General features: G+C 69.1%; 21 protein-coding genes. 9 read left to right on the forward strand and 12 right to left on the reverse strand.

All coding sequences use genetic code 11. The features are described from left to right. Window positions 1-73 precede the first annotated feature (73 nt). The gene (locus tag HNQ67_RS06470; RefSeq protein WP_183253554.1) at window positions 74-1,366 is read left to right on the forward strand and encodes a hypothetical protein; all 1,293 of its coding nucleotides are present in this window, start codon (window positions 74-76) and stop codon (window positions 1,364-1,366) included. A gap of 4 nt (window positions 1,367-1,370) precedes the next feature. Here the strand turns inward: HNQ67_RS06470 and HNQ67_RS06475 are convergent, their stop codons facing one another. Both HNQ67_RS06475 and HNQ67_RS06480 read right to left on the reverse strand, forming a co-directional pair. Next, complete coding sequence (locus HNQ67_RS06475; RefSeq protein ID WP_183253555.1) at window positions 1,371-2,153, reverse strand: SDR family oxidoreductase; 783 nt, start codon at window positions 2,151-2,153, stop codon at window positions 1,371-1,373. Next, window positions 2,150-2,452 (reverse strand): 4a-hydroxytetrahydrobiopterin dehydratase, encoded by a 303-nt coding sequence (locus tag HNQ67_RS06480; protein WP_183254018.1) that lies wholly within the window; start codon window positions 2,450-2,452, stop codon window positions 2,150-2,152. The genes HNQ67_RS06475 and HNQ67_RS06480 overlap by 4 nt, the downstream gene beginning before the upstream one ends. Before the next feature lie 100 nt (window positions 2,453-2,552). On the opposite strand from HNQ67_RS06480, the gene HNQ67_RS06485 reads away from it, so the two are divergent. The 4 genes from HNQ67_RS06485 to HNQ67_RS06500 all read left to right on the forward strand — a co-directional run bounded on the left by HNQ67_RS06485 (window position 2,553) and on the right by HNQ67_RS06500 (window position 6,234). Then, on the forward strand, window positions 2,553-3,305 hold the full coding sequence (locus tag HNQ67_RS06485) for a Crp/Fnr family transcriptional regulator (protein ID WP_246347471.1): 753 nt from the start codon (window positions 2,553-2,555) through the stop codon (window positions 3,303-3,305). A gap of 69 nt (window positions 3,306-3,374) precedes the next feature. Further along, a complete protein-coding gene (locus HNQ67_RS06490; protein ID WP_183253557.1) occupies window positions 3,375-4,160 on the forward strand; it encodes a class I SAM-dependent methyltransferase in 786 nt (261 codons plus the stop codon). After that, on the forward strand, window positions 4,148-5,746 hold the full coding sequence (gene ubiB, locus HNQ67_RS06495) for a 2-polyprenylphenol 6-hydroxylase (RefSeq protein ID WP_183253559.1): 1,599 nt from the start codon (window positions 4,148-4,150) through the stop codon (window positions 5,744-5,746). Before HNQ67_RS06490 ends, ubiB begins: the two co-directional genes overlap by 13 nt. Before the next feature lie 23 nt (window positions 5,747-5,769). Next, entirely contained in the window at window positions 5,770-6,234 is a 465-nt protein-coding gene (locus HNQ67_RS06500; RefSeq protein ID WP_183253561.1) for a hypothetical protein, read from the forward strand. Window positions 6,235-6,567: 333 nt separating this feature from the next. On the opposite strand, the gene HNQ67_RS06505 is transcribed toward HNQ67_RS06500, so the two are convergent. Beyond that, on the reverse strand, window positions 6,568-6,909 hold the full coding sequence (locus HNQ67_RS06505) for a GIY-YIG nuclease family protein (protein ID WP_183253563.1): 342 nt from the start codon (window positions 6,907-6,909) through the stop codon (window positions 6,568-6,570). A 246-nt stretch (window positions 6,910-7,155) separates the two neighbouring features. On the opposite strand from HNQ67_RS06505, the gene HNQ67_RS06510 reads away from it, so the two are divergent. Next, window positions 7,156-7,671 carry a GrpB family protein gene (locus tag HNQ67_RS06510; protein WP_183253564.1) on the forward strand — a complete coding sequence of 172 codons (516 nt, stop codon included), beginning with the start codon at window positions 7,156-7,158 and terminating at the stop codon, window positions 7,669-7,671. A gap of 111 nt (window positions 7,672-7,782) precedes the next feature. Here HNQ67_RS06510 and HNQ67_RS06515 read toward each other — a convergent pair whose 3' ends face one another. After that, complete coding sequence (locus HNQ67_RS06515; protein WP_183253565.1) at window positions 7,783-8,550, reverse strand: rhomboid family intramembrane serine protease; 768 nt, start codon at window positions 8,548-8,550, stop codon at window positions 7,783-7,785. Between the two features lie 278 nt (window positions 8,551-8,828). Between HNQ67_RS06515 and HNQ67_RS06520 the strand changes: the two genes are divergently transcribed. Beyond that, window positions 8,829-10,103, forward strand: a complete 1,275-nt coding sequence (locus HNQ67_RS06520; RefSeq protein WP_183253567.1) for a hypothetical protein — start codon at window positions 8,829-8,831, stop codon at window positions 10,101-10,103. Window positions 10,104-10,187: 84 nt separating this feature from the next. Here HNQ67_RS06520 and clpB read toward each other — a convergent pair whose 3' ends face one another. From clpB to HNQ67_RS06535, 3 genes are all read right to left on the reverse strand, one after another. Beyond that, the gene (gene clpB / locus HNQ67_RS06525; protein WP_183254022.1) at window positions 10,188-12,776 is read right to left on the reverse strand and encodes an ATP-dependent chaperone ClpB; all 2,589 of its coding nucleotides are present in this window, start codon (window positions 12,774-12,776) and stop codon (window positions 10,188-10,190) included. 157 nt (window positions 12,777-12,933) lie between these two features. Next, window positions 12,934-14,328, reverse strand: a complete 1,395-nt coding sequence (locus HNQ67_RS06530; RefSeq protein ID WP_183253568.1) for a serine hydrolase domain-containing protein — start codon at window positions 14,326-14,328, stop codon at window positions 12,934-12,936. A gap of 74 nt (window positions 14,329-14,402) precedes the next feature. Continuing rightward, window positions 14,403-16,646: an outer membrane beta-barrel family protein gene (locus HNQ67_RS06535; protein ID WP_183253570.1), complete on the reverse strand. Its 2,244-nt coding sequence runs from the start codon at window positions 16,644-16,646 to the stop codon at window positions 14,403-14,405. A gap of 257 nt (window positions 16,647-16,903) precedes the next feature. Between HNQ67_RS06535 and HNQ67_RS06540 the strand changes: the two genes are divergently transcribed. Further along, complete coding sequence (locus tag HNQ67_RS06540) at window positions 16,904-18,517, forward strand: serine hydrolase (RefSeq protein WP_183253571.1); 1,614 nt, start codon at window positions 16,904-16,906, stop codon at window positions 18,515-18,517. Between the two features lie 4 nt (window positions 18,518-18,521). Next, window positions 18,522-19,367: a tetratricopeptide repeat protein gene (locus HNQ67_RS06545; protein ID WP_183253572.1), complete on the forward strand. Its 846-nt coding sequence runs from the start codon at window positions 18,522-18,524 to the stop codon at window positions 19,365-19,367. A 10-nt stretch (window positions 19,368-19,377) separates the two neighbouring features. On the opposite strand, the gene HNQ67_RS06550 is transcribed toward HNQ67_RS06545, so the two are convergent. The 5 genes from HNQ67_RS06550 to prmC all read right to left on the reverse strand — a co-directional run bounded on the left by HNQ67_RS06550 (window position 19,378) and on the right by prmC (window position 23,539). Further along, window positions 19,378-19,779, reverse strand: a complete 402-nt coding sequence (locus tag HNQ67_RS06550; protein WP_183253573.1) for an SPFH domain-containing protein — start codon at window positions 19,777-19,779, stop codon at window positions 19,378-19,380. A 70-nt stretch (window positions 19,780-19,849) separates the two neighbouring features. Beyond that, complete coding sequence (locus HNQ67_RS06555; protein ID WP_183253574.1) at window positions 19,850-20,542, reverse strand: DUF4893 domain-containing protein; 693 nt, start codon at window positions 20,540-20,542, stop codon at window positions 19,850-19,852. Between the two features lie 71 nt (window positions 20,543-20,613). Then, the gene (locus HNQ67_RS06560; RefSeq protein ID WP_183253576.1) at window positions 20,614-21,267 is read right to left on the reverse strand and encodes a DUF4893 domain-containing protein; all 654 of its coding nucleotides are present in this window, start codon (window positions 21,265-21,267) and stop codon (window positions 20,614-20,616) included. A 136-nt stretch (window positions 21,268-21,403) separates the two neighbouring features. Then, window positions 21,404-22,312, reverse strand: a complete 909-nt coding sequence (locus HNQ67_RS06565; protein WP_246347472.1) for a DUF4167 domain-containing protein — start codon at window positions 22,310-22,312, stop codon at window positions 21,404-21,406. A 339-nt stretch (window positions 22,313-22,651) separates the two neighbouring features. After that, window positions 22,652-23,539 (reverse strand): peptide chain release factor N(5)-glutamine methyltransferase, encoded by an 888-nt coding sequence (gene prmC / locus HNQ67_RS06570; RefSeq protein WP_183253578.1) that lies wholly within the window; start codon window positions 23,537-23,539, stop codon window positions 22,652-22,654.

Consider the following 23,539-nt stretch of genomic DNA (forward strand, 5'->3'; position numbering starts at 1 on the left):
GGACGATTTGTAATGGTTCGCCGCCGGGCGTCCTGCTCTAGCGTGCGGCCGCTTCGACGATGGAGGGTTTTCGATGCGCGCGGTTGTTCTCGCCCTGTTGTTGCTGGTCGGCGCCTGCGCCACCCCCATGGCCCCCGCGGCTCCGGCGGCTGCGTCCGGAGACTCCCTGGACGCCATCGCCCGCGACTACGTCGCCCTGATTCTCGAAATCGGCGAGCACGAGGACGGCTATGTCGACGCCTACTACGGACCGCCGGAATGGGCCGCCGCGGCCAAGGCGAACCCTCGCAGCGTGCCCCAGCTGATCCAGGGCGCCGCGACCCTGACCGACCGGCTGAACGCGGTGTCGACCGCCCGCGCCGACCCGGCCCTGGCCCAGCGCAAGGCCTATCTGCTGGCCCATGTCTCGGCGGCGGCTGCGCGGCTGCGCATGTTGTCGGGCGAAAAAATGAGCTTCGCCGACGAGGCCGAGGCGCTGTTCGGCGTCCGCCCCGAACTTCGGCCGCTGTCCGCCTACGATCCCATACTGGCCGAGATCGACGCCTTGCTGCCGGGACCGGGATCGCTCGCGGACCGCGTCACCGAGTTCAAGTCGCACTACGTGATTCCGAAGGACCGGCTGCAGGTCGTGATGGACGCCGCCATCGCCGAGTGCCGGCGCCGCACCGCCCGGCACATCGCCCTGCCCGCCAACGAAAACTTCACCCTCGCCTTCGTCGGCGACAAACCGTGGTCCGGGTACAATTACTACCAAGGGAATTCGCAGTCGAAGATCGAGATCAACGCGGACTTCCCGATCTACACCGAGCGGGCCATCGATCTGGGCTGCCACGAGGGCTATCCCGGCCACCACGTCTACAACGCCCTGCTGGAGAAGACCTTCGTCACCGACCGCGGCTGGGTCGAAATGAGCGTCTATCCGCTGTTCAGCCCGATGTCGTTCGTGGCCGAGGGCAGCGCCAACTACGGCATCGACCTGGCGTTTCCGGGCGACGAGGGCACGGATTTCGAGAGGGACGTCCTGTTCCCCCTGGCCGGCCTCGATCCGGCGACGGCGGAGAAGAAGGCGCAGCTGCAGGCGCTGACGCGACAGCTCGCGCGGGCCGAGTACACCATCGCTGACGCCTATCTAGCCGGGCACATCGACCGCGACACGGCGATCGAACAGCTGATGAGATACAGCCTCGCTGACCGGGCCAAGGCGACGCAGCGGCTGCGCTTCATCGACACCTACCGCAGCTACATCATCAACTACGGCCTCGGTCGCGACGTCGTTCAGGCCTGGGTCGAACGGCAGGGGCCGAATCGCTGGGCGGCGATGGAGACGCTGCTCTCGAGCCAGATCCTGCCGGCGGATATCGACTGACAGCTCACTGAGCCAACATGCCCCCGTCGATCTTGAACTCGGCGCCGGTGACGAATTTCGACTCGTCCGAAGCGAGGTAGAGGACGCAGTACGCCACGTCGTCGGGCTCGCCGATGCGCTTCAGCGGGATGCCGCGCGCGAGTTTCTCGTGCGCCACCTTCTCGTCGCCGCCGGCCAAGGCCACGAACGGGTCGAGGATCGGCGTCTTGATGAAGACCGGGTGGATCGAGTTGCAGCGCACGTTCCAGCCGCCCTTCGCGGCCTCCAGCGCGATGGTCTTGGTGTACATCCAGACCGCGGCCTTGGTGGCGTTGTAGGCGCCCATGCCCGGCGCAGCGGCGAGGCCGGCCACCGAACTGATGTTGATGATCGAGCCGGCGCCCGAGGTCCGCAGGTGCGGCATGGCGTGCTTGCAGCCGAGCATGATCGACTCGACGTTGACCGCCTGAACCCGTCGCCAGTTCCTCAGCGTATCCTGCTCGGACCACACCAGGTCGCCGCCGATACCGGCGTTGTTGATCAGGATCGACAGCCCGCCCATCGCGTCGACGGCCTGATCGATCACCGAAACCCACTCCGCCTCGTCGGTGACGTCATGGCTGAAGGCGAAGGCCGCGCCCGGGTGATCGGCGTTTATGGCTCTGGCCAGCGCCCGGACCCCGGCCAGGTCAACGTCGGTGAGCGTGACCTTGGCGCCCTCGCGGGCCAGCATCCGCGCCATGGCCTGACCCAGACCGCCGGCGGCGCCGGTGATCAGGGCCGCCTTGCCCCCGACGCGGCCGCTCACGCCTTCGCGCCCATGGCGGCGGCGACCTCGTCGATAAAGCGAGCCATATCGAGGTCGCGCCGGGTCACGCCCTCGGCGTCGTGGGTGGTCAGCACGATGTCGACCCGGTTGTAGACATTGAACCATTCGGGATGGTGATCGACCTTGTCGGCGAGCAGGGCTACGCGGGCCATGAAGCCGAAGGCGGCGTTGAAATCGGCGAAAACCAGGCTGCGCTCGATCGCCGGGCGGTCGCCGTCGCGGGGCCTCCACGACGGCAGGGATTTCAGGACCTCGTTGACGTCCAGCCGTTCAGTCATCTCGCTCATCCCTCGTTTGCCTCCGGTCCGTTCAAAGCCGTATCCCGCCGCTTCTGGAGCCACAACCGCCGAATTTCCACAGAGGAACGCAGTCGAAAGCTTGAGCGTTACCGAGCGTCGCCAGTCGACCTTGGAGGGCTTTGAAATGGACAATCTGTGGATCGCCGCGCTCGACGCCGCCGATCGTAAGCGGATCGAGCCGCACCTGAGCGAAAGGCCCTTCAGTCAGGGGCAGTTGCTCTATGACGCCGGCGAAGCGGTGGAAGACGTCTGGTTTCCGATGAGCGGGGTGGTGTCGCTGATGACCGTTCTGGACGGCGACCGGATGATCGAGACGGCCGCCATCGGTCGCGAAGGCCTGGTCGGGGTCACCTGCGGCCCGATGAACGGCCGGGCCGCCAGCCGCGCCATCGCCCAGGTCGAGGGCGTCTCGGCCTGCTGCCCGTCCGACGTCTTCGCCGACGCGCTGGGCCGGAGCGAGTCCATGCGGGCGGCCCTTTCGAAATTCACCGAGAGCCTGTTCGCCCAAGTGCAGCAGGCGGCGGCGTGCAACGCCCAGCACCGGCTGGACGAGCGGTTGGCGCGCTGGCTGCTCACCATCCACGACCGGGCCGACGCCGACCGGTTCGCCCTGACCCAGGCCGATATCGCGGGCATGCTCGGCGTGCGGCGGGCCACGGTGTCCGAGGTCGGTTCAGGGCTGGAGGACAAGGGGCTGATCCGGCGCGGACGGGGCTGGGTGGAGGTGCTGGATCGCAAGGCTCTCGAGGCGGCTTCCTGCGGTTGCTACGCCCTGATGCGCGGCGTGATGAAGGATCTCGGCGTGCCGCGGCCCCACGACGGACCGCACTGAGCGTCCGCCGCCAATGCTGCGGCCATGCGGACGGATGACGGCGCGGCGGGGACGCGCTAGACCGCCACAATGACCGACGCGGCCGCCTCCGACGCTTCTTCCGGCAAGACTTCCTCCTTCGGTTTCCGCGACGTGGACGCCCGGGAGAAGGTGCGGCTGGTCCGTGGCGTGTTCGACAGCGTGGCCTCGAACTACGACCTGATGAACGACCTGATGAGCGGGGGCGTGCACCGGCTGTGGAAGGACGCGGCGGCGGCGAAGCTGAACCCGCAGCCGGGCGAGACCCTTCTCGACGTTGCGGGCGGGACCGGCGACATGGCGCGGCGTTATGCGAAGATGGCGCGGGCGGCGCAGATGCGGCGAGGGGGCGAGGACGCCTCTGTCATTGTGCTGGACTACAATGCCGAGATGATCATGGCCGGGGTCCACAAGGGCGGGGAGCCGGAGATGTCGTGGAGCGTCGGCGACGCCATGGCCCTGCCGATGCCGGACGCCTCGGTGGACGCCTATTCGATCAGCTTCGGCATCCGCAACGTGGCCGATATTCCGCAGGCGCTGGCCGAGGCGCGGCGCGTTCTGAAGCCGGGCGGGCGGTTCCTGTGCCTGGAGTTCTCGCGGCCGACGGCGACGGCGATCCGCAAGGCCTATGACGCCTGGTCCTTCCACGCCATTCCGCGCATCGGCGGCTGGGTGGCGGGGGACCGCGACAGCTATCAGTACCTGGTCGAGAGCATCCGGCGCTTCCCGGACCAGCAGACCTTCAGGGCCATGATCGAGGCGGCCGGCTTCAGCCGGGTGACGGTGACCAATCTGTCGGGCGGCGTGGCGGCGATCCATCACGGGTGGGCGATCTGAGCCGCCGGATCGACCCCGCGACCCCGCCGCCGCCGCCCGCCACCGTGCCGGTGCGGCGCCCGGTGGACGCCTTCGTGCGCCTGCTCGGCTGGGGCTGGGTGCTGGTCCGGCACGACGCCCTGGCGCCCCGTGAGATCACGCCGCTGCTGCCGATCTGGGTGCGCTGGATCGCCCATCTGCTGCACGCCTTCGCGGGGCGCGAGGGGCGGGACGGCCGGCCGGGCCAGCGGCTGGGCAAGGCCTTCGAGCATCTGGGCCCCGTGGCCATCAAACTGGGCCAGGTGCTGGCCACCCGGGCCGATATCTTCGGGGTCGAGTTCGCCCGCGATCTGGGCCGGCTGAAGGACGCGCTGGAGCCCTTCCCGGTCGATCAGGCGCGGCGCGAGATCGAGCGCTCGCTGGGCCGGCCGGTGGAGGCCCTGTTCGCCGACTTCGGCCCCTCGGTGGCGGCGGCGTCGCTGGCCCAGGCCCATCCGGCGACCCTGGCCGACGGCCGCAAGGTGGCGGTCAAGGTGCTGCGGCCGGGGGTCGAGCGGCGCGTGGCCCAGGGGCTGGACTCGATGCGGCTGGCGGCGCGGCTGGCGGTGAAATTCGTCGCCCCCGCGCGGCGTCTGGAGCCCTCGGCCTTCGTCGAGACCATTGCCCGGGCCCTGCAGCTGGAGCTGGACATGCGGCTGGAGGCCGCCGCCGCCTCCGAGCTGAAGGACATCATGGACAAGGCCCGCGCCGACGGCGGCTGCCGCATGACCGCCCCGGCGGTGGTCTGGGACGGGGTCGGCAAGCGGGTCCTGACGCTGGAGTGGGCCCCGGGCGTGGCCATGACCGATCCAGCGGCGGTCGAGCAGCCGGGGCTGGACCGCAACGCCCTGGCCGATCACGTCGTGCAGGCCTTCCTGACCCAGGCGCTGGACTACGGGACCTTCCACGCCGACCTGCATGAGGGCAATCTGTTCTGCCACGCCCCGGCGGAGCTGACGGCGATCGATTTCGGCATCGTCGGGCGGCTGGGGCCGTCGGAGCGGCGCTATCTGGCCGAGATCCTGTGGGGCTTCCTGAGCCGCGACTACGACCGCATCGCCCGGGTCCATTTCGAGGCCGGATACGTGCCGCCGGAACATGCCGTCGAGACCTTCGCCCAGGCGCTGCGGGCGGTGGGCGAGCCGGTCATCGGCAAGCAGGCCAGCCAGGTCTCCATGGGCCGGCTGCTGGGCCAGCTGTTCGAGATCACCGCCCTGTTCGACATGCATCTGCGGCCGGAACTGATCCTGCTGCAGAAGACCATGGTCTCGGTCGAGGGCGTGGCCAGAAGGCTCAACCCGGACCACGACCTGTGGGCCGCGTCCCAGCCGGTGGTCGAGCGCTGGATCCGGCGCGAACTGGGGCCGCAGGCCCAGATCCGGGATGCGATCGAGGAGTTGCGGGCCACGCTGAAGGCTCTGTCCCGGCTGGCGCAGAACCCGCCGGAGCCGGCCACGGTCGTCGTGCGCGAGGTCCGGACCCCGGCGTGGGTGGGCTTCGGCGTGGCCCTGGCCGTCGCGACGGCGGGCGCCGCCCTTGTTCTGTCGCTTTGGCCCGCCATCGTCTGAGACCCGTTCCCGGAGACGATCCCATGAAGCCGCTTCTGCTCGCCGCCGCCCTCTGCCTCGTGGCGCCCGCCGCCGCCCACGCCCAGGTCGCCGCCGGAACCCTGCCCAACACCTTCGACGACCGGAACGCCCGGCCGGCCCCCGCCGCCCCGGCCCCCGCGCCGCAGGCCGCCCCGGCCGAGCTGTCGCCCGAGCCGGCCGACGCGGCCTCGGAGGAGACGCTGCGGGCCGTCATCGAGGGCCTGCAGGCCGGCGAGATCGACTACGACCGGATGACCGCCGACCTCGCCGCCCAGGTGCGCCCGCAGGCGACGGTGGTGACGCCGGTGGTGCAGGGATTCGGCGCCCTCGTCTCGGTCGCCTTCCTCGGCAGCCGCGACGACATCGACCTGTTCAACGTCATCTTCGCCAACGCCGAGACCCAATGGAGGATCGGCCTGACCCCCGAGGGCAAGGTCTCGGCCCTGCTGTTCCGCCCGGCGGAGTAGCGGCGGGTCCGACCCGGGTGAAAATCGAAAAATTGGGTGTGGCGGAGTCGGCAGAGTCGGCGCCGGAATTCCGTGTGGCAGAGTCGGCAGAGTCGGCATCGGGGCCGATGGGGTGAGCCGGAGCGCCTCGGGCGGCGGACGGCGGTGCGATTGTCAAAGACCGGCTCCCGGCGAAGGGAGACGGGAAGTGTACGCCGGGTTTTTCATGGGGCGGGAAGATCGGGTTTAGTTTCGGCCAGGGCGTTGAAACGGCGAGGTTTCGTCGGCTGAATCCGACTGTAATTCCGCGGATTGTGAGCACAGCGACATAGGAGCGTGGCGGGCTGCTCGCGGTCAGTCAGGCTCTTCGGGCGGGACCCAGTCCGGGTCGTTCTCCGGATACCAGTCGGCGGCGAGACCCAGCCATTCGGGATTGGCGCCCTCGATCAGTTTGAGCTTCCAGTCGCGCTTCCACTCCTTGATCTGTTTCTCGCGACGGATCGCCGAGGTCACCCAGACGAAGCGCTGATACCAGACGAGGCGGGTGCAGCCGTATTGTTTGCTGAAGCCGTCGAAGACCCCGTTCCGGTGCTTCCGGACGCGCGCCGTCAGGTTGGCGGTCATACCCGTGTAGATTGCGCCGTTGCGCCGGTTTGCCATGATATAGGTGGCGATGAAGGTGCGATGCGTCTCCATCCGCGCAACCTGCGCTTTCTTTTTCCTTTCGTCATCCCGGGGGCGCGCAGCGAACCCCGGGACCCAGCGGCGCCGAAGGCGATCTGTTCCCACAGGCTGCTGTGAATAGCGGCGCTCACGACAGGTTCGCGCTCGCGCGCGCCGCTGGGTCCCGGGGTCTGCGCGGCTGCGCCGCTTGCCCCGGGATGACGATAAGGAGGCGTGGCCCGCGCTTGACCCCGGCGGCGGCGCTCCAGATCATGGCGCATGCCCCGGCCCGTCGCGCTCGCGCCCCATGATCCGCAGTGGAGCGTCCGGGCCGAGGCCCGGATCGCCGAGTTGCACGCCGCCGCGCCCGGGGTGTTCTGCGCCCTGCATCACATCGGCTCGACCGCCGTGCCGGGGCTGGCGGCCAAGCCGGTCGTCGACCTGCTGGGCGAGGCCGGGTCGCTGGCGGGGATCGCGGCGGCGCGGGCGGCGCTGGAGGGGCTGGGCTGGCGCTGGCGCGGCGAAAACGGCGTGGCCGGGCGGCGCTATCTCACCCGCGACGACCCGGAGACCGGCGAACGGGCCGCCCACCTGCACGTCCATGCGGCCGGGGACCCGATGATCGCCTGGCATCTGGCCTTCCGCGACCGGCTGAGGGCCGAGCCGGAGACGGCCGCCGCCTATGCGCGGGAGAAGGCGCGCTGCGCGGCCCTGCACCTGGACGACAGCGGGGCCTATGCGGCGTGCAAGAGGGCGTGGACGGATCGGGTGGCGGCGGTGGCGGTCAAACCCTGATCCTTCTCCCTTGAGGGAGAAGGTGGGCCGGAGGCCCGGATGAGGGGGCTGTTTCCGTTCCTCCGCCGCGAGAAGGTTAGCGGCTGACCGGACGGATGGGTGCCTCACCCCTCATCCGCCCCCTCCGGGGGCACCTTCTCCCTCAGGGGGAGAAGGAACATCGGCTGTGATCGCTTCGGCCCGCATTCCGGAAAGCAGCGGCATGGCGAACAGGCCGAACAGGAAGCCGCCCAGATGGGCCTCCCACGCCAGCCCGCCGACCCCGCCGGTCAGCCGCACGAGGGCGAACAGGGCCAGAAACAGAATGGCGTTGGTCTTGGCGAAGGCCTTGACGTGGTTCCACACCTGAGCCGAGCGCAGCGGCACGAACCCGCCGTCGAAGTCCACCCGGGCGGCGGCGCCCCAGAGGCCGCAGATGGCGCCCGACGCCCCCACCATCGGCACGGCGCCGAAGGGATTGAGCGCCAGATAGAGGGCCGCGCCCGCCCAGCCGGCGAACAGGAACAGGGCCGCATAGCGCAGCCAGCTCGCCGGCCCCGCGCCGAGACGGACCAGAACGATCGGGCTGAGCGCCATCAGGGCGCTGATGTTCATCAAAAAATGGGCGAAACCGCCGTGGGCGAACATGTGCGACACGAGGGTGGTCCAGCGGCCGTCGCGCAACGCCTGTCCGGACAGGCCCCAGGCCTGCGGCCCACCATGGCTCCACTGCATCATGAAGGCGATGGCCAGCAGGCCGAACAGGACCAGGCCGGGGGCGCCGAACTCACGGCCCAGAGCCCGCCACGTCGCAGGTTTGCTGAGGTCGAGGGCCGGGCCCGAACGGCCGTCGGAGGCGCGTTGCAGGGCGGTTCCCACGGGGACGGCGTCTTCGGTCATGACGCATCCTGACCGGGAATTGGGCGGTGGGGAAGATGGGGCGGGCGACGACCAAGGGGTGGCGTCATACCCGGCGAGCGTCGCCGCCGAACCAGCCTGCCTGAACAGGTCGCCTTCGGCGCCGCTCGGTCCCCCGGTCTGCGCCGCGAAGGCGCGGCTTGCCGGAGGATGACGAAAGGGGGGCGTTGAAGCATAGAAGGGACGGCAGATAGTCGGCTGCATATTGTCCGGCGTTAGGCTATGCAGCTTAGGCTTAGCGGCAGCGCCCGGAGATGTTCTTGGCTGACGAGTTTGATCTTCACCGAGAGCTTACCTTCTTGGTGCACTCCCTGCGACGGACGGTAGAGGACCGACCGCCTAGAGGGATCGGGGGGATTAGCACGGCGCAATGGCGCCGCACGTTGCTTGCCCTTGAAGAAGTCCGGGTGATTCTACGCCAAGCCGCTAGGGACGGCCGTAGCGGCTCTATCCAAGCCGAATTGGTTCACGAGGCGCACGACAAGCTGATCTCCATTTCAGCAGACTCCGAGATCATGGAAACGATCTCGTCCATGAAGTTATTGGTGTTTATTGCTTCTCAGCGTGAACGCGCCGCAATGGAGAAGTATCGCGGCATCCCGGCCGGAGAGGCTCTCATCAAAGCGATCGACCTGTCCGGGGCGATCTGGGCCACCCGCAACCAAGCTGAGTTTGACCTAGTCGACAAGGAAGAGCTTCGCCGCCTCCAGCGCATCATCCCAGACCAGAAAATTTCTCCCGCCAAGTTTGGGATTTCTGCTGGAAAGATTGTCGTTGTTTCACAGCATCATAGTCCGATGAAAGATGATGTTGGGAGCGCCGATGCGGCCCGATCTCACCTACACCAGTCCGGAAACCGCATCATCGATGCCTTGAGGGCCTCGAACTGCGACCGCCGGTTGATCGAAGGCTTGGAAGGCCTTCAGGCGAAGCTTGCCGAAAGCGATAATATAATAGAACTCGGACTTACGAATATTGGTTGTGAAGCCATGTGCAATCTGGCGAAAGCCGAGTTGCCAGATGCCGTATGCGGGATGATTCAAGGTCATACGACCGCAGTGGCCATGTTCGTTGCTCAGTTTCCAGAATGGCAAAGGTTCTCGGAGAATGCGGCTGCTGCAGAGCTCATGCCCGCCGATATCGAAGAGATTAACCGCGCCGCGAGCCAGATCATTTCCCACGTCGAAGGCCGACCAGAGTTGGCCGACGAAGATGTTCCAAAAACGATCCGAGCGATCAGGAACCTCACAAGCGATCCATCGACGACCCTAAGGAAAGCGGCATTTGCACTGTTGAGAACGATTGAAAATTTCGTCGCGACGGTTTTCAATTTTGGTGCGGACTTTATCGGCAACACCGCGAAAAAGACGGCCGATGGAGTATCTGACGCCGTGGCTAAGGCTGCTGTCGTTGCGTTGATGTCGGTCGCGATAGCGGGCGCCACCCAGATGACGGGCGTTGCGGGTAGGATTTCCGAAGCCGGCTGGATGAAAAATGCAGTCGAGATAGTCCAGCGTCAGATCTTGGGAGAATAGTCGACCGGCATTCCAGTCGGCCGCAGGGATGACAGTTCCTGCTGACAACCGTCATAGCGACTCTTGGGGCTCCGCTGCCGCCGCCTAATGCACCCGCGCCTTCCCGATCTCCAGCCCGCCCTCGCCGGCTGACACGGCGATCACGGACCCGTCCTCGATCTCGCCGGCCAGCAGCTTGCGGGCGATCGGGTCGACCAGCTCCTTCTGGATGACGCGCTTCAGCGGCCGGGCGCCGTAGACCGGGTCGTAGCCCTTGTCGGCGAGCCAGGCGGCGGCCGTGTCGTCCAGCGCGAGGGTGAGCCGCCGGTCGGCCAGCAACCGCTCGAACCGGCCCAGCTGGATGCGGACGATGCCGGCCATCTGGTCGCGGCCGAGGCGGCGGAACAGGATGATCTCGTCGATGCGGTTGAGGAACTCGGGGCGGAAATGGCCGCGGACCTGGTCCATGACGTAGGGGCGGACGGATTCGACGTCGTCGCCCTCGGACTGGCCGGCGAGGGCTTCGGAGCCGAGGTTGGAAGTCATGATGATCAGGGTGTTGCGGAAGTCGACGACGCGGCCCTGGCCGTCGGTCAGGCGGCCGTCGTCGAGCACCTGGAGCAGGACGTTGAACACATCGGGGTGGGCCTTTTCGACCTCGTCGAACAGCACCACCTGATAGGGGCGGCGGCGCACGGCCTCGGTCAGGGCGCCGCCTTCGTCATAGCCGACGTAGCCGGGCGGGGCGCCGATCAGGCGGGAGACGCTGTGCTTCTCCATATATTCCGACATGTCCATGCGGGTGATGGCGGCCTCGTCGTCGAACAGGAATTCGGCCAGGGCTTTCGTGAGCTCGGTCTTGCCGACGCCGGTGGGGCCGAGGAAGAGGAAGGAGCCGAGCGGGCGGTTGGGGTCGTTGAGGCCGGCGCGGGCCCGGCGCACGGCGTCGGAGACGGCGGCCAGGGCCGCGTCCTGACCGACCACGCGGGCCGACAGGGCGTCCTCCATCGACAGCAGTTTCTCGCGTTCGCCCTCCAGCATCTTGTCGACCGGGACGCCGGTCCAGCGGGAGACCACCTGGGCGATCTGTTCGGCGTCGACGACCTCGGGGGTCAGGGGCCCGGCCTTGTCGGCCTCGTTGGCCTCGGCCTCGGCGAGCTGTTTCTCGATGCCGGGGATCTGGCCGTAGGCGATCTCGGAGGCGCGGGCCAGGTCGCCGGCGCGCTGGGCGGCGGCCAGTTCGGCGCGCAGCCGGTCGAGGGTTTCGCGCAGCTGGGCGCCCTGACCGACCTTTTCCTTCTCGGCCTTCCAGCGGGCGGTGAGGTCTTCGGACTGGGCGTCGAGGTCGGCGATCTCGGCCTCGAGCTTTTCGAGGCGGGCGACGGAGGCCTTGTCGGTCTCCTTCTTGAGGGCCTCGCGCTCGATCTTGAGCTGGACGGCGCGGCGGTCGATCTCGTCCAGGGCCTCGGGCTTGGAGTCGACGGCCATGCGCACGCGGCTGGCGGCCTCGTCGATCAGGTCGATGGCCTTGTCGGGCAGGAAGCGGTCGGTGATGTAGCGGTTGCTGAGGGTGGCGGCGGCGACGATGGCGCCGTCGGCGATGCGCACGCCGTGGTGGACCTCGTACTTCTCCTTCAGGCCGCGCAGGATGGAGACGGTGTCCTCGACGCTGGGCTCCTCGACGAACACCGGCTGGAAGCGGCGGGCGAGGGCGGCGTCCTTCTCGACGTGCTTGCGGTATTCGTCGAGGGTGGTGGCCCCGACGGCGTGCAGCTCGCCGCGCGCGAGGGCGGGCTTGAGCAGGTTGGAGGCGTCCATGGCCCCGTCGCCCTTGCCGGCCCCGACCAGGGTGTGCATCTCGTCGATGAACAGGATGATCTGGCCCTCGGCGGCGGTGACCTCGTTGAGCACGGCCTTGAGCCGTTCCTCGAACTCGCCGCGGTATTTCGCCCCGGCGATCAGGGCCCCCATGTCGAGCCCCATGACGGTCTTGTCCTTGAGGCTCTCGGGCACGTCGCCGTTGACGATGCGCAGGGCCAGGCCCTCGACGATGGCGGTCTTGCCGACGCCGGGCTCGCCGATCAGGACCGGGTTGTTCTTGGTGCGACGGGCCAGCACCTGGATGGTGCGGCGGATCTCCTCGTCGCGGCCGATGACGGGGTCGATCTTCTGGTCGCGGGCGGCCTGGGTGAGGTCGCGGGCGTAGCGTTTGAGGGCGTCCCAGGCGTCTTCGGAGCCCGCGGAATCCGCCGTTGCGCCCTTGCGCACCTCGTTGATGGCGGCGTCGAGTTTGTCGGGCGTGGCGCCGACGGAGGCCAGGACGGTGGCGGCGACCCCGCCTTCTTTCGCGATGGCCCAGAGCAGGCGTTCGGTGGTGACGAAGGCGTCGCCGGCCTTTTTGGCGGCGGCTTCGGCGGCGGCGAAGACGCGGGCGGTGTCGCCGTCCAGATAGAGCTGGCCCGAGCCGCCGGAGACCTGGGCGCGCTTCTGCAGGGCGGTTTCGACGGCGGACTCGGCCTTCGCCGGGTCGCCGCCGGCGGCGCTGATCAGATTGCGGGCGAGGCCGTCGCGCTCCTCAAGCAGCACCTTGAGCAGGTGTTCGGGGGCGAACTGCTGGTGCCGGCGGGCGAGGGCCAGCGACTGGGCGGACTGGACGGCCTGTTTGGCCCGGTCGGAGTAGAGGTCGAGATTCACGTCGGACATCCCCTGATGGCGGATATTCTTCTCCGGCCTCCCGCCCGATGGGCTGCGTGGGGCCGGAACCACCGACGCGCCCTCATGCAAGCGACGCGCCGTGCGGCTGATCGATCAGGTGGGTGTGGCGGAATCGTCTCGCAAGGTCGTGGGAGCGCTACATCCAGTAGATACGGTCATCCGGCGTCCAGCCAACCACCAGGTCGCGCACGGCCGTGGCCGTGGTCACGCGATAGCGCACCATCTCGCCCTGTTCGGCGCCATCCCCCATCGTCCAGCGCTCGAGCGGCGCCAGATTGGTCAGACCGGACGCCCGGCGCAGCTGGGCGGCGGGACGGAGGGCCAGCTCCGGCCCCAGCAGGCCGTCCGGCGCCGGCGCGCCCTCGGGCCGCTCCAGCAGAGATCGCAGGGCCCGGGTCCGGGGATCGGATCCGTCGCCGGCCGGCGCCATGTCGCGCCAACTGACGCCTGGCTGGAGCGACTCGGCCAGAGCCAGGATCATGTCGGTCAGCGAGGGGGCGTTCCGGGCCATGCTGTTGGTCAGGCCCAGGATCGACAGGTCCGCTTCAGGCCAGGTCATCCAGTTGCTGATGAAACCCGGCACCCCGCCGCCGTGCTGCCTGAACGGCGCGCCGCGCGTTCGTTCGAGGAAGACGCCGTAGCCGTAGGGCGCCAGCCGTCCGGTGGTCAGCGCTGCGGGCGTCAGCATGCGCCGCATGCTCGCGGCGGAGACCAGCCGGTCGCGGTCGAGCGCCGTCCGCCACGGCGCCGCGTCGAGGGCGGAGAACAGCAGGCCGCCGTCGGCGGCGCGCGAAACCCCGTCCTCCATCCGCACCGCGTGGTGAAACGCGCCATCCTGAACCTCGTAGGGTTCGGCGCGGTTGGGCACGACCTGTTGGGCGGCGTCGGCACGGGCGGTCGGAGCGCCGGCGGGCGTGAAGACCCTCGACTGGATGTAGTCGGCGTAGCTTTGGCCCGACAGGGCTTCGATGAGCCAGCCGAGCATCAGATAGTTGGTGTTGGAATAGCTCCAGCTCTCGCCCGGCTGGAACAGGACGGCCTGGTCCTTCATCGCGGCGACAACGATTTCGCGTGTCTGGGGCCGGTCCCAGTCGGGCAGGACTTCGAAATAGTCGATCAGGCCCGACGTGTGGTGCAGCAGGCGGCTAACGCTGACGCCGGCCATCGAGGGCGGCAGGTCCGGCAGATGCTGGCCGATCGGATCGTCGAAGCCCAGCGCGCCCGCCTCGACCAGCTGGGTCACCGCGACCGCGGTCATGAATTTGGCGTTTGAACCGAGGTGGAACAGCGTACGCTCGGTGACCGGCACATCGAAGGGCAGGGAGGCGCTGCCCCACGGATAGACGGCGACGGCGCGGCCCCCGCGAACGGCGACAAGCACGCCGCCGGCGCTGTCCTTCCCCATCCTCAATGAGTCGAGAGCCGCGACGGCATCGGACGTGGGCGGCGGCGTCTGCGCCAAGGCCCGGGAGGTTATGCCGAGACCTGCCGTCGCGGCGGCGGCAGCGAACAGATGGCGTCGATAGATCATGAACAGTCCCCCGGGTAACCTCGCCCCGGTTCCATTCAAGACATTGTTCGGCGAACTCCGCCAGCCCGCGGCCGTCAACTGCCCGTCGGTGGGGCCGAGAAGTCGAACTGTTCGGGGCGCCGCTGGCCGGAGCCGAAGTTCCAGGTCAGGCCGATGTAGGCCGCCCGGCCGCCGAAGGTCATGCTGGTGCGGTCGGTGAAGGTCGGGGTCTCGAGGATGGTGGTCGACCCGTATTCATCGAGCGCGTCGCGGACGGTGGCCTGGAAGGACCAGTCCTTGTTGAGCTTGCGGCGGTAACCGAGGTTGACCAGCGTGGCCTGCTCGCGGACGCCCTGAGCCAGCTGCTGGTCGCCGCTCCAGATGCCGGAAACCTGGACGAAATCGTTCTGGGTCGGCGACCAGTTGAGGGTCAGGCGGCCCGAGACGCTGTCGCCCGCGCGGTCGGAGGCCCCGGGGATGCCGGCGGCGTCGATCTCCTGCCGGAAGGCGTTGACGCTGGCGCTGTAGCGCAGGGTCGGATGCAGGGCGCCGTTGGCGACCAGTTCGAGACCGGTGGAGGTGCTGGAGCCGAGGTTCTCGGGCCGGCTCAGGAAGACGCCGCCACCGAGGTCGGTGGTCACCTGGGTGAAGGCGTCCCGGGTGTCGCGGTGGTAGAGGGTGGCCTGGTAGAAGGTCTGCTGCACCCGCTTCTGCCACATGACCTCGAACGAGTCGGTCTCCTGCGGCAGCAGGTCGGGGTTGCCCGACTGATAGTTGAGGTTGTCCTGATAGGTCAGGAAGGGGTTCAGCATCTGCGGGCCGGGCCGCGCGATGCGCCGGCTATAGCTGCCGCGCAGGCTCTCGCCCTCGCCGATCGTGTACGAGACGTGCATCGTCGGATAGGCGCGGAAATAGTCGTTGGACGACTGGATGTCGGTGGTGACCTGGTCGAGGTCGATGTCGGCCTGCTCCAGCCGCAGGCCGAACTGGGCCGACAGCTTCTCGCTGAACGGCTTCTCCCAGGTGGCGTAGAGGGCGTGCACCGCCTGATCGACGTGGAATTCGTTGGAGACGATCGGATCGGGGACGAGCGTGGTCGGCGTCGGGCCGCGGGCGACCGAGTTGTCGAGCTCGAGGTTGAAGGCCTGAAGCTCGTAGCCGAGACGCAGACGGCCGCCGTCGGAGAAGGGGCGGACATAGGCGCTGGTGACGCCGACCTGGTTCTGGCGGTTCTTGTTCTCGACGTCCTCGTAGAAGAGGGGGCTGGCGGGGACCTGCTGGTCGACGACGGTGTCGAAGCCGAAGGTGAAGCGGTTGCGGTCGAGGCGGACCTCGTTGGTCCACTCGTGGCCGGCGTCGTTGAAGCGGCGCAGCACGCGGGCCGTGGCGCCCGAGAACTGGCCGAGGAAGCCGCCGCTGGAGTCCCGGCGATAGGCCGCCGCGATGCCGCCGACGGCGTTCTCGGCCTCGTAGAGATCGACGGCGTCGGCGAGGCTTTCGACGTCGGTGTGGCGCAGTTCGCCGACGATCTGGGTCTTGTCGTCCAGATTGTGCTCGGCGGAGAGGCGCACGAAGACCACGTCCGAGACGCCGTCGATCACCTGCGACTGTCGGGATCCGAGGAACTGGTTCGAGCCGGCGTCGAAGCGGGTGCGGAGGCGCTCGATCTCCTGCAGGAAGCCGTCGTGGCGCACCCCCAGATCGGCGGTGAGGGTCGTTTTGTCGATCACGTGGGCGATGTTGCCGCCGAAATTATAGCGGCCGTCGTCGCCGATATTGGCGCGGAGCGACCCGGTGGTGGTCTGGCCCGGGCGCACGGCGTTGGGTTTGGAGATCAGGTTGATCACCCCGCCGCCGCCTTCGGGACTGTAGGCGGCCGAGGGGTTGGTCATCACCTCGATGCGGGCGTACTGGCTGGCCGGGATTTGCAGCACCATCTGGCCGCGGCTGGGGCCGTTGAACTGGGTCGAGGGACGGCCATCGATCAGGATGGTGACGCCGGCGTCGCCGCGCAGGCTGACATTGCCGTCCGGGTCGACCTCGACCGAGGGAATGTTGCGCAGGGCCTCGGCCAGGGTGCCGGTCTGGGCCTGCAGGTCGTCGGCGAGACTGTAGCTGACCGAGTCGATCGAGGTGCGGACGTCGGTGGTCCGGCCTTCGACGATGACGGTCTCGACCTCGGCGGACTGTTCGTCCTCCTCTTCCCCGGGCGCCGGAGCGGGCTGCTGGGCGGGGGGCGGCGTCTGCGGCGCGGGCGGCGGGGTTGATTGGGCGAAAGCTGCGCCGGACGAGGTCGCGAGCGCCGTGCCGACGAGCAGCAGGAAGCGGATGGAAGTCATTGGGCGCCCCCTGCGCAAGTTGGGCTCATGGCCCGTCAAGTGTCCTTTCCATAGCACCCGCCCGGAACCTCAACGAGTTACATCTTTTTCATGTCATTACAGGTTGTTCAGGAGAGAACACCTTTCCGCCGCCCGGTCGACGCAGAGCCGACGGGATCGATCCGGAAACCGCCCGGGAGCGACCTCGGGGGCGGGCGGGGATGACGACGCCCGAGCGGCAGGCTAGCGTTCCGGCCAAAGTCTGTCGGGAGCGTTGCATGTCCATCCGTCTCACCCGCCGCGCTGCGCTGGTTTCGTACGCCGCCGGCGTGGCCCTGCCCTCGCTGTCATGGGCGCAGACCGGCCCGGCGCCGGCCGGCGGGGCGCTGGCGGAGGCGGTCGACGCCTATGTCGTCAAGGCCATGGCGGCCTTCCCGGAGCAGCCGGCGGTCTCGGTGGCGGTGGTCAAGGACGGCGAGGCGGTGCTGACGCGCGGCTATGGCGCACGCGCCATCGGCGGAGCGGCGATCGACGAGCACACCCATTTCGCCGTCGCCTCCAACACCAAGGCGGTGACGGCGGCGGCCCTGGCGATCCTCGTCGACGAGGGCAAGGTGAAGTGGGACGAGCCGGTGCGAATCTGGCTGCCGGACTTCTCGCTGTCGAAGCCCGAGCTGAACGACATGGTCACGGTGCGCGACCTGATCAGCCACCGCATCGGCTTCGGCCTCGGGGCCGGGGACCTGCTGTTCTGGCCCAACAGCGACCGCACCCGGGCGGAGATCATGGCGGCCGTGCCGCGTGTGCCGATCGAGGATCAGTTCCGCGCCAATTATCACTACTGCAACCTGATGTTCGTGGTCGCCGGGGAGGTGATCGCGGCGGCCTCGGGCCTGCCGTGGGAGACCTTCGTCCAGACCCGTATCCTCGACCGGCTGGGCATGACGGAGACCCTGCCGCTGATGACCGCCGCCGATCCGGCGACCTCGGCCTTGCCGCACGGCCGGCTCGGGCCGCCGCTGCGCTATCAGGGCGGCATGCAGACCATCGGCCAGTCGATCCAGGAGGTGTGGAACTGGTCGTCCGCCGGGGCCGCGGGCGGCTTCGTCACCAATCCGGTCGACTGGGCCAAGTGGATCGCGGTCCAGCTGAAGCGGGGCGAACTGCCCGACGGCTCGCGGCTCTATTCCGAGGCGCGCGGCAATGAGATGTGGAAGCCGAACATCATCGTCTCCAACTCGGCCGGACCGACCCCGGACCTGCCGGGCCGGGCCATCGCCTCGACCTACGCCATGGGCTGGCAGGTGATGGACTACCGCGGGGAACGCTTCATCACCCACGGCGGCGGGGCGCCGGGATACATCTCGGGCACGGTGCTGATCCCGGGGCGCGACGCCGGCTTCAGCTATTTCACCAACGCCGAGGAAGGCTATCTGACCCGGGCGCTGCGCAGCGGCATCGCCGACATCGTCATGGGCAAGACCGGCTTCGACTGGATCGCCGACAGCATCCGTTTGCGCGACGCGAGCGATGCGAGGTCGATCAAGGCGGCCGCCGAAATCGACGCCAAACAGACGGCGGGCGCGCCACCATCGCTGCCGCTGGCGGCCTATGCCGGGACGTGGCGCGATCCCTGGTATGGCGACATCACCATCGAGCGGCGGGGGCGCGGCCTGTGGCTGGCGTTCAGCCGCACGCCCTCGCTGCAGGGGCCGCTGGAAGCCTATGACGGCGACATGCTGCGCACCCGTTTCCCCGATAAGCGGGAGGAGGATGTGTTCGTCACCTTCAAGATCGAGAACGGCCGGCCGGTGACGGCGACGATGAAGGCGGTCTCGCCCGACGCGGACTTCAGCTACGACTTCCACGACCTGCGTCTGACCCGGGTCTGATCCGATGCTCGCGCTTGCCCTTGGCCTGTTTCTGACCGCCGCGCCGCAGGAAATTCCCGCCGTCTGCGAGCCGGCGCCCGGGGTGGCGCCGGACTGGGCCGCCTGCGTCGAGGCCCTGCCGGAGGGGTCGCCGCAGCAGCGGCTGGCCCGGCTGAATCAGGCCACCGAGGCCTATCTCAACCGGGATTACGGGACAGCTGAACGAGTCTACGATCAGCTTGGCGACCTCGCACCGCTGGCGTCGGAGATACAATACGCGTTCCGGGCCGACACCTATCAGCAGGTAGGCCGCGACAAGGAGGCGGCCGCCGCTGCGCGAGCCGCATGGCTGATCATGGCCGCTTCGCACAGGTCGCCTCCCCGCGAAGCGCGGCCGGCAGCCGATGCCGCCTACGACGACGAGCGGCGATACCTGCTGAGCCTGATCCTGCCGATCCTCAAGAAGGGCCGCGACCCCGTGTTCGACGAGGCATTCGCCGACTTCCGCGCCCTGCCGGTCAAGGATGTCGAGGGTCACGCCGCCCTGGCGCTGGTGCTGGAGCAGCTGGGCGATCTCGGCGGCGCGCTGGAGGCCAGCCGGGTGGCGGTGAAGGCGGAACCTGCCAACGCCGGCTATCTGAACAATCACTGCTACATTCTGGTGCGGGCCGGACGGCCCGCCGAGGGCCTGCCCTATTGCGAAAAGGCGGTGCAGGGGGCGCCGGACATCGCGCCGATCCGGCACAGTCTCGCCGCCGCCCTCGCCGGCGCCGGACGCTGCGCCGAGGCGGAAATCGCCCTGGCCGAGGCCCGCCGGCTGGACCCGGCGACCGTGCTGTACCGCCAGGCGATCGCCTGCACGGCAGGATAGGCTTGCCGCTCTACTGGCCGGACCGGCGGCCGGCCTCGAGGATCGGCATGCCGGCCTCGGTGGGGATGTAGATGACCTCGCGGCCCTGTTTGCCGGCGGTCTCCTCCAGCATGTTGATATAGGCCCAGCGCAGATAATTTTCCGCTCCGCCAAGGCTCTCGGCCATGATGCGGTTGGCTTCGTTGGTGCCGCGGGCGCGGGCGATTTCGGCCTGGGCGGTGAGCTGGGCGGAGTCGAGCGCCGCCTGGGCTTCGAGCACGCGGATGCGGCGGTCCTGCACGGCCTGTTCGTAGGCGGCCTTGCCGGCCATGGTCTTGGAATAGACGTTGTAGGTCGGCAGGCCGATCAGCATGAGCGCGGCGACGACGACGACGGCGATCACGACGCCGATGGTGAAACTGGCTCCGCGCATGGCGACCCCCTGAAGACGCGGGAGTGGTCCCGCCGGCCCAGACTCGCGGCCCGGGACGCGGGGGTCAAGCTCACCGGACCAGTTCGAGAATCTCGAGCTTGGAGTCGACCTTCGGCCAGGGAACCACCAGCCGCCAGCGCTCGGCCCCGATGCGTTCGAAGACCCCGACCTGGTCCCGAACCGGCTGGTCGCCGTAGGCCGGGTAGCCGGTCTCATCCATGCCCCAGGCCTGGGCCCCGACGAAGACGAGACGGCGGTCGGTATCGGGGTAGAGCAGGCCGCGGGTGCGCTGCGAGCCGGTGGTCTTGGTCAGGATCAGGTCGCCGCCCGGGGTCAGCTCGATGGTGCAGCGGAAGAAGGGGTATTCGAGATAGCCGAGGCCGCCCGGCGAATTCGAGCCCAGCTTGATCGTGCGGCAGCGGTAGGTCCCGGGCGGGGGCTGGAGTCGGCCGGCCTGGGCCGCGTTCGGATCCACCAGCGGTCCGAGCGCCTCGACCTGGTCGGCGAAGCCCTTCTCCTCGGCTTCGGCCCGGGCCATCCGCCAGGCCTGGTCGAGACGGCCGAGCCGCGAGGCGTCGGCGCTGGAGGCGACCTCGTGCCAGTCGGCGGTCCCGCCCTGCTCGCCTTCGGGGGACGGCGGAGACGCCGGGCCGGTCACGGGCGTTTCGATCCTATCGGACGCTGCGGGCGCTTGCGGCGGCGCGGCGTCGCCGCAGGCGGCGAGCAGGGCGGCGAGCGAGGCGACGGCGGCGAGCGTCCGCATCCGGGAATCTCCAGTCGAATGGACTGTCCGAACGGATGGGAAGCGGGACGGTTCAGGCCCCCTGGAAAAGATCAGGCCGGCACCAGTTCGATCAGGTCGAGGTTCGATTCATACTGCGGCCACGGAATGACCAGGCGCCAGCGGGCCTCGCCGATCCGCTCCAGCGCCGCGATCAGGTCGCGCTCGGGCCGCTGGCCGTAGGAATTGGCGGGCGGTTCGTCGGCGAGGGCCATGGAGCCGAGCAGGACCATGCGGCGCTCGTCCTCGGGAAAGAGCAGGCCGGCCGGACGCTGGCTGCCCGTCGTCTTGACGAATTTCAGGCCGCCCGGCGTCTGTTCGATCCGGCAGCCGAACCAGCCGTAGACGACGTAGCCGAGGCCGTCCTCGCCGCCTTGCGAACCGAGCTTGACGGTGCGGCACCGGTAGTCCCCGGGGGGCGGCGCGACCCCGGGGCGGGCGGCGTCGGGATCGATCAGCTCGCCGGTCGAGGCCAGGTCGCCCGAGCCGCGCTGGCGCCGGGCCTGCTGCAGGGCCAGGTCCCAGGCGGCGTCGAGTCGGCTGTATCGGTTCCGGTCCGAAGCGGTGACGATGCCGCGCCAGTCGCGCAGCACAGGGCGGGAGCCCGGCCCGTCCGGGATCGGCGGCGGGGGCGGAACGGCCGCGCAGGCGGCGATGGAAAGAGCGGCCATGGCGATCAGGACCGACGGCCGGGTCAGGCGGGTCATACGGTGCTCCCGTGGCTCGCGGACCCGCCGTCCCGCGGAAGGCGGGGCGCGCGTCCATCAACGACAGTAGCCTGGCTTGGACCGGCGCCGACGCCGCGCGTCAAGCAGCCTCGCCCGTTGAGCGTGGGATCGAGGGTCAGCCTTCCGCGGCCGGCGTCTCGACCTTGCGGCGCGGGGCGCGGCGCTTCGGCGCGGGGGTCTCGGCGTCGCTGTCTCCAGACGCAGCCTCGGCGGCGGGCGCGGCCGAGCGGGTCAGGAAGCCGGGCAGGGCGGTCGGGGCGTCGTCGCCGGCGGCGGGGACCTTCTCCGCTCGCGGGCGGCGCTCCCGGCGGGGCTTTTCAGCGCGTTCCGGCGCAGCGTCGGCGACGACTTCGGTCGCGGGCGCAGCCTGTTCGGCGGCGGCGGGAGCGTCGCCGCCCTCGCCGGCCTCGGCGCGTTCGTTCTGGAAGCGCTGGTTGCGCTCCTGCTGGCGGCGTTCCCAGCGTTCGCGGCGCGTCTCGCGGCGGCCGCCGTCGTTGTCGCCGTCGGCGCGGGGTTCGCGCGGCTGGTCGTCGCGGTCGCGCCATTCGCGACGGGGCTGGTCGCCGCCCTGACGATCGTTTTGGCGGTCGTTCTGGCGGTCGTTCTGGCGATCCTCGTTGTCGCGCTGGCGCTGTTCCTGCTGGGCGAGACGGTCGGCCTCGGCCTTCTCGGCGGCCATGATGGCGGCGGCCTGGGCCCCGGTCTCGTCCTCGAAATCGATGTCGAAGCCCTGGCCGGCCAGTTCGCGCTGGGCGATCTCGGACACCGGGCGCGAGGGCTGCAGGGCGCGCAGGACGCGGAAATAGTGTTCGGCGTGCTGGGTGTAGTTCTCGGCCAGGACGCGGTCGCCGGCGGCCGAGGCGTCCCGCGCCAGCTGCATATAGCGCTCATAGACCGTCTGGGCGTTGCCGCGGACCTTGATGTTCTCCGGGCCCTGGGAGTCCCAGGAACGGTTCGGATTGGTCGCATTGGCGTTGCCGCCGCCGCCGCCGGGCTTCCTGTTGCGTCCGCGCTGACGCTTCATGCCCTTGAAATCTCTCATCGGACGCTACCGTGCTTTGCATGAGGGACGGTCCGGGGCGAAGGCCTCCGGCGCTGTCCGTCTGGTCGTTCCGCTTCGTTCCGGGGCCAATCCCCGCTGACGATGTGATCGGAAATCCGTTGCCGCCCCCTGGTCCGCCGGGCCGAGTGACCTGACCGTCAGATGCCCTGGGCGCGCGGGATGGGCCTGAAGCGGTCCATCGGCGTGCGTTTGGGTGGGAGACATCGAAGACTTAGCGTGTGCGTGTGCGGTTTCCAAGCGGTTTTGTTGGGGCCGCAATCCACCCCCTTCGGGCGGTCCCTTCCCCGGAGGGGCGGAGCGCTACATCTTCGGTACGGGGTTGGTCCTGGGGTTCGGGCCGTTGGTGACGACGCGGTCCCGTTCCGACAAGTCCTTGACCACGATGACGTCGGTGAAGCCCGCCGCCTCGAACAGCGCCTTGACCTGCGGGCCCTGGTCCCAGCCGATCTCGACGGCGAACAGGCCGCCGGGCCTGAGGATGCGCATGATCTCCGGGGCCAGGTCGCGATAGGCCTGCAGGCCGTCGGGGCCGCCGTCGAGGGCCAGATGCGGGTCGTGGTCGCGCACCTCCGGGTCGAGGCCGGGGATGTCGCCCGACGGAATATAGGGCGGGTTGGAGACGACGACGTCGAAGCTGTGATCGCCGAAGCCGGCGGCCCATTCGGTGCGCAGGAAGGTCGCCCGGTTGTCGAGCTCCAGGTTGGTGGCGTTCTCCCGGGCCACGGCGAGGGCCTCGAACGAGATGTCGGTGCCGACGCCGCGGGCGCCGACACGCTCGGCCAGGACCGCCAGCAGGATGGCGCCGGAGCCGGTGCCGAGGTCGATCATCTCGAACGCCTTGTTCGGAGGATACGCCAGCAGGACGACGTCGAGGAGGGCCTCGGTGTCCGGGCGCGGGCTGAGTACGTCGGGGGTGACGTTCAGCATGATCTTCCAGAAGCCCTTCTTGCCGAGGATGCGCGACACCGGCTCGCGGCGCAGTCGGCGTTCGAGAAGGGCGTCCAGCCCGGTCTGCTGGGCCGGCGTCACGGCGCGGTAGGGATCGGTCAGGATGTCGGTGCGCGAACAGCCGGCGGCGACCTCGAGCAGCAGGCGGGCGTCGATCGAGGGGCTGTCGATGCGGCCGGCCTTGAGCCGGGCCGTGGCGGCCTTCCAGGCGGTGAGCAGGGTGGGAGCGGCGTCGGTCAT

The sequence above is a fragment of the Brevundimonas basaltis genome (genome assembly GCF_014202075.1).
Taxonomy (GTDB): Bacteria; Pseudomonadota; Alphaproteobacteria; order Caulobacterales; family Caulobacteraceae; genus Brevundimonas; species Brevundimonas basaltis.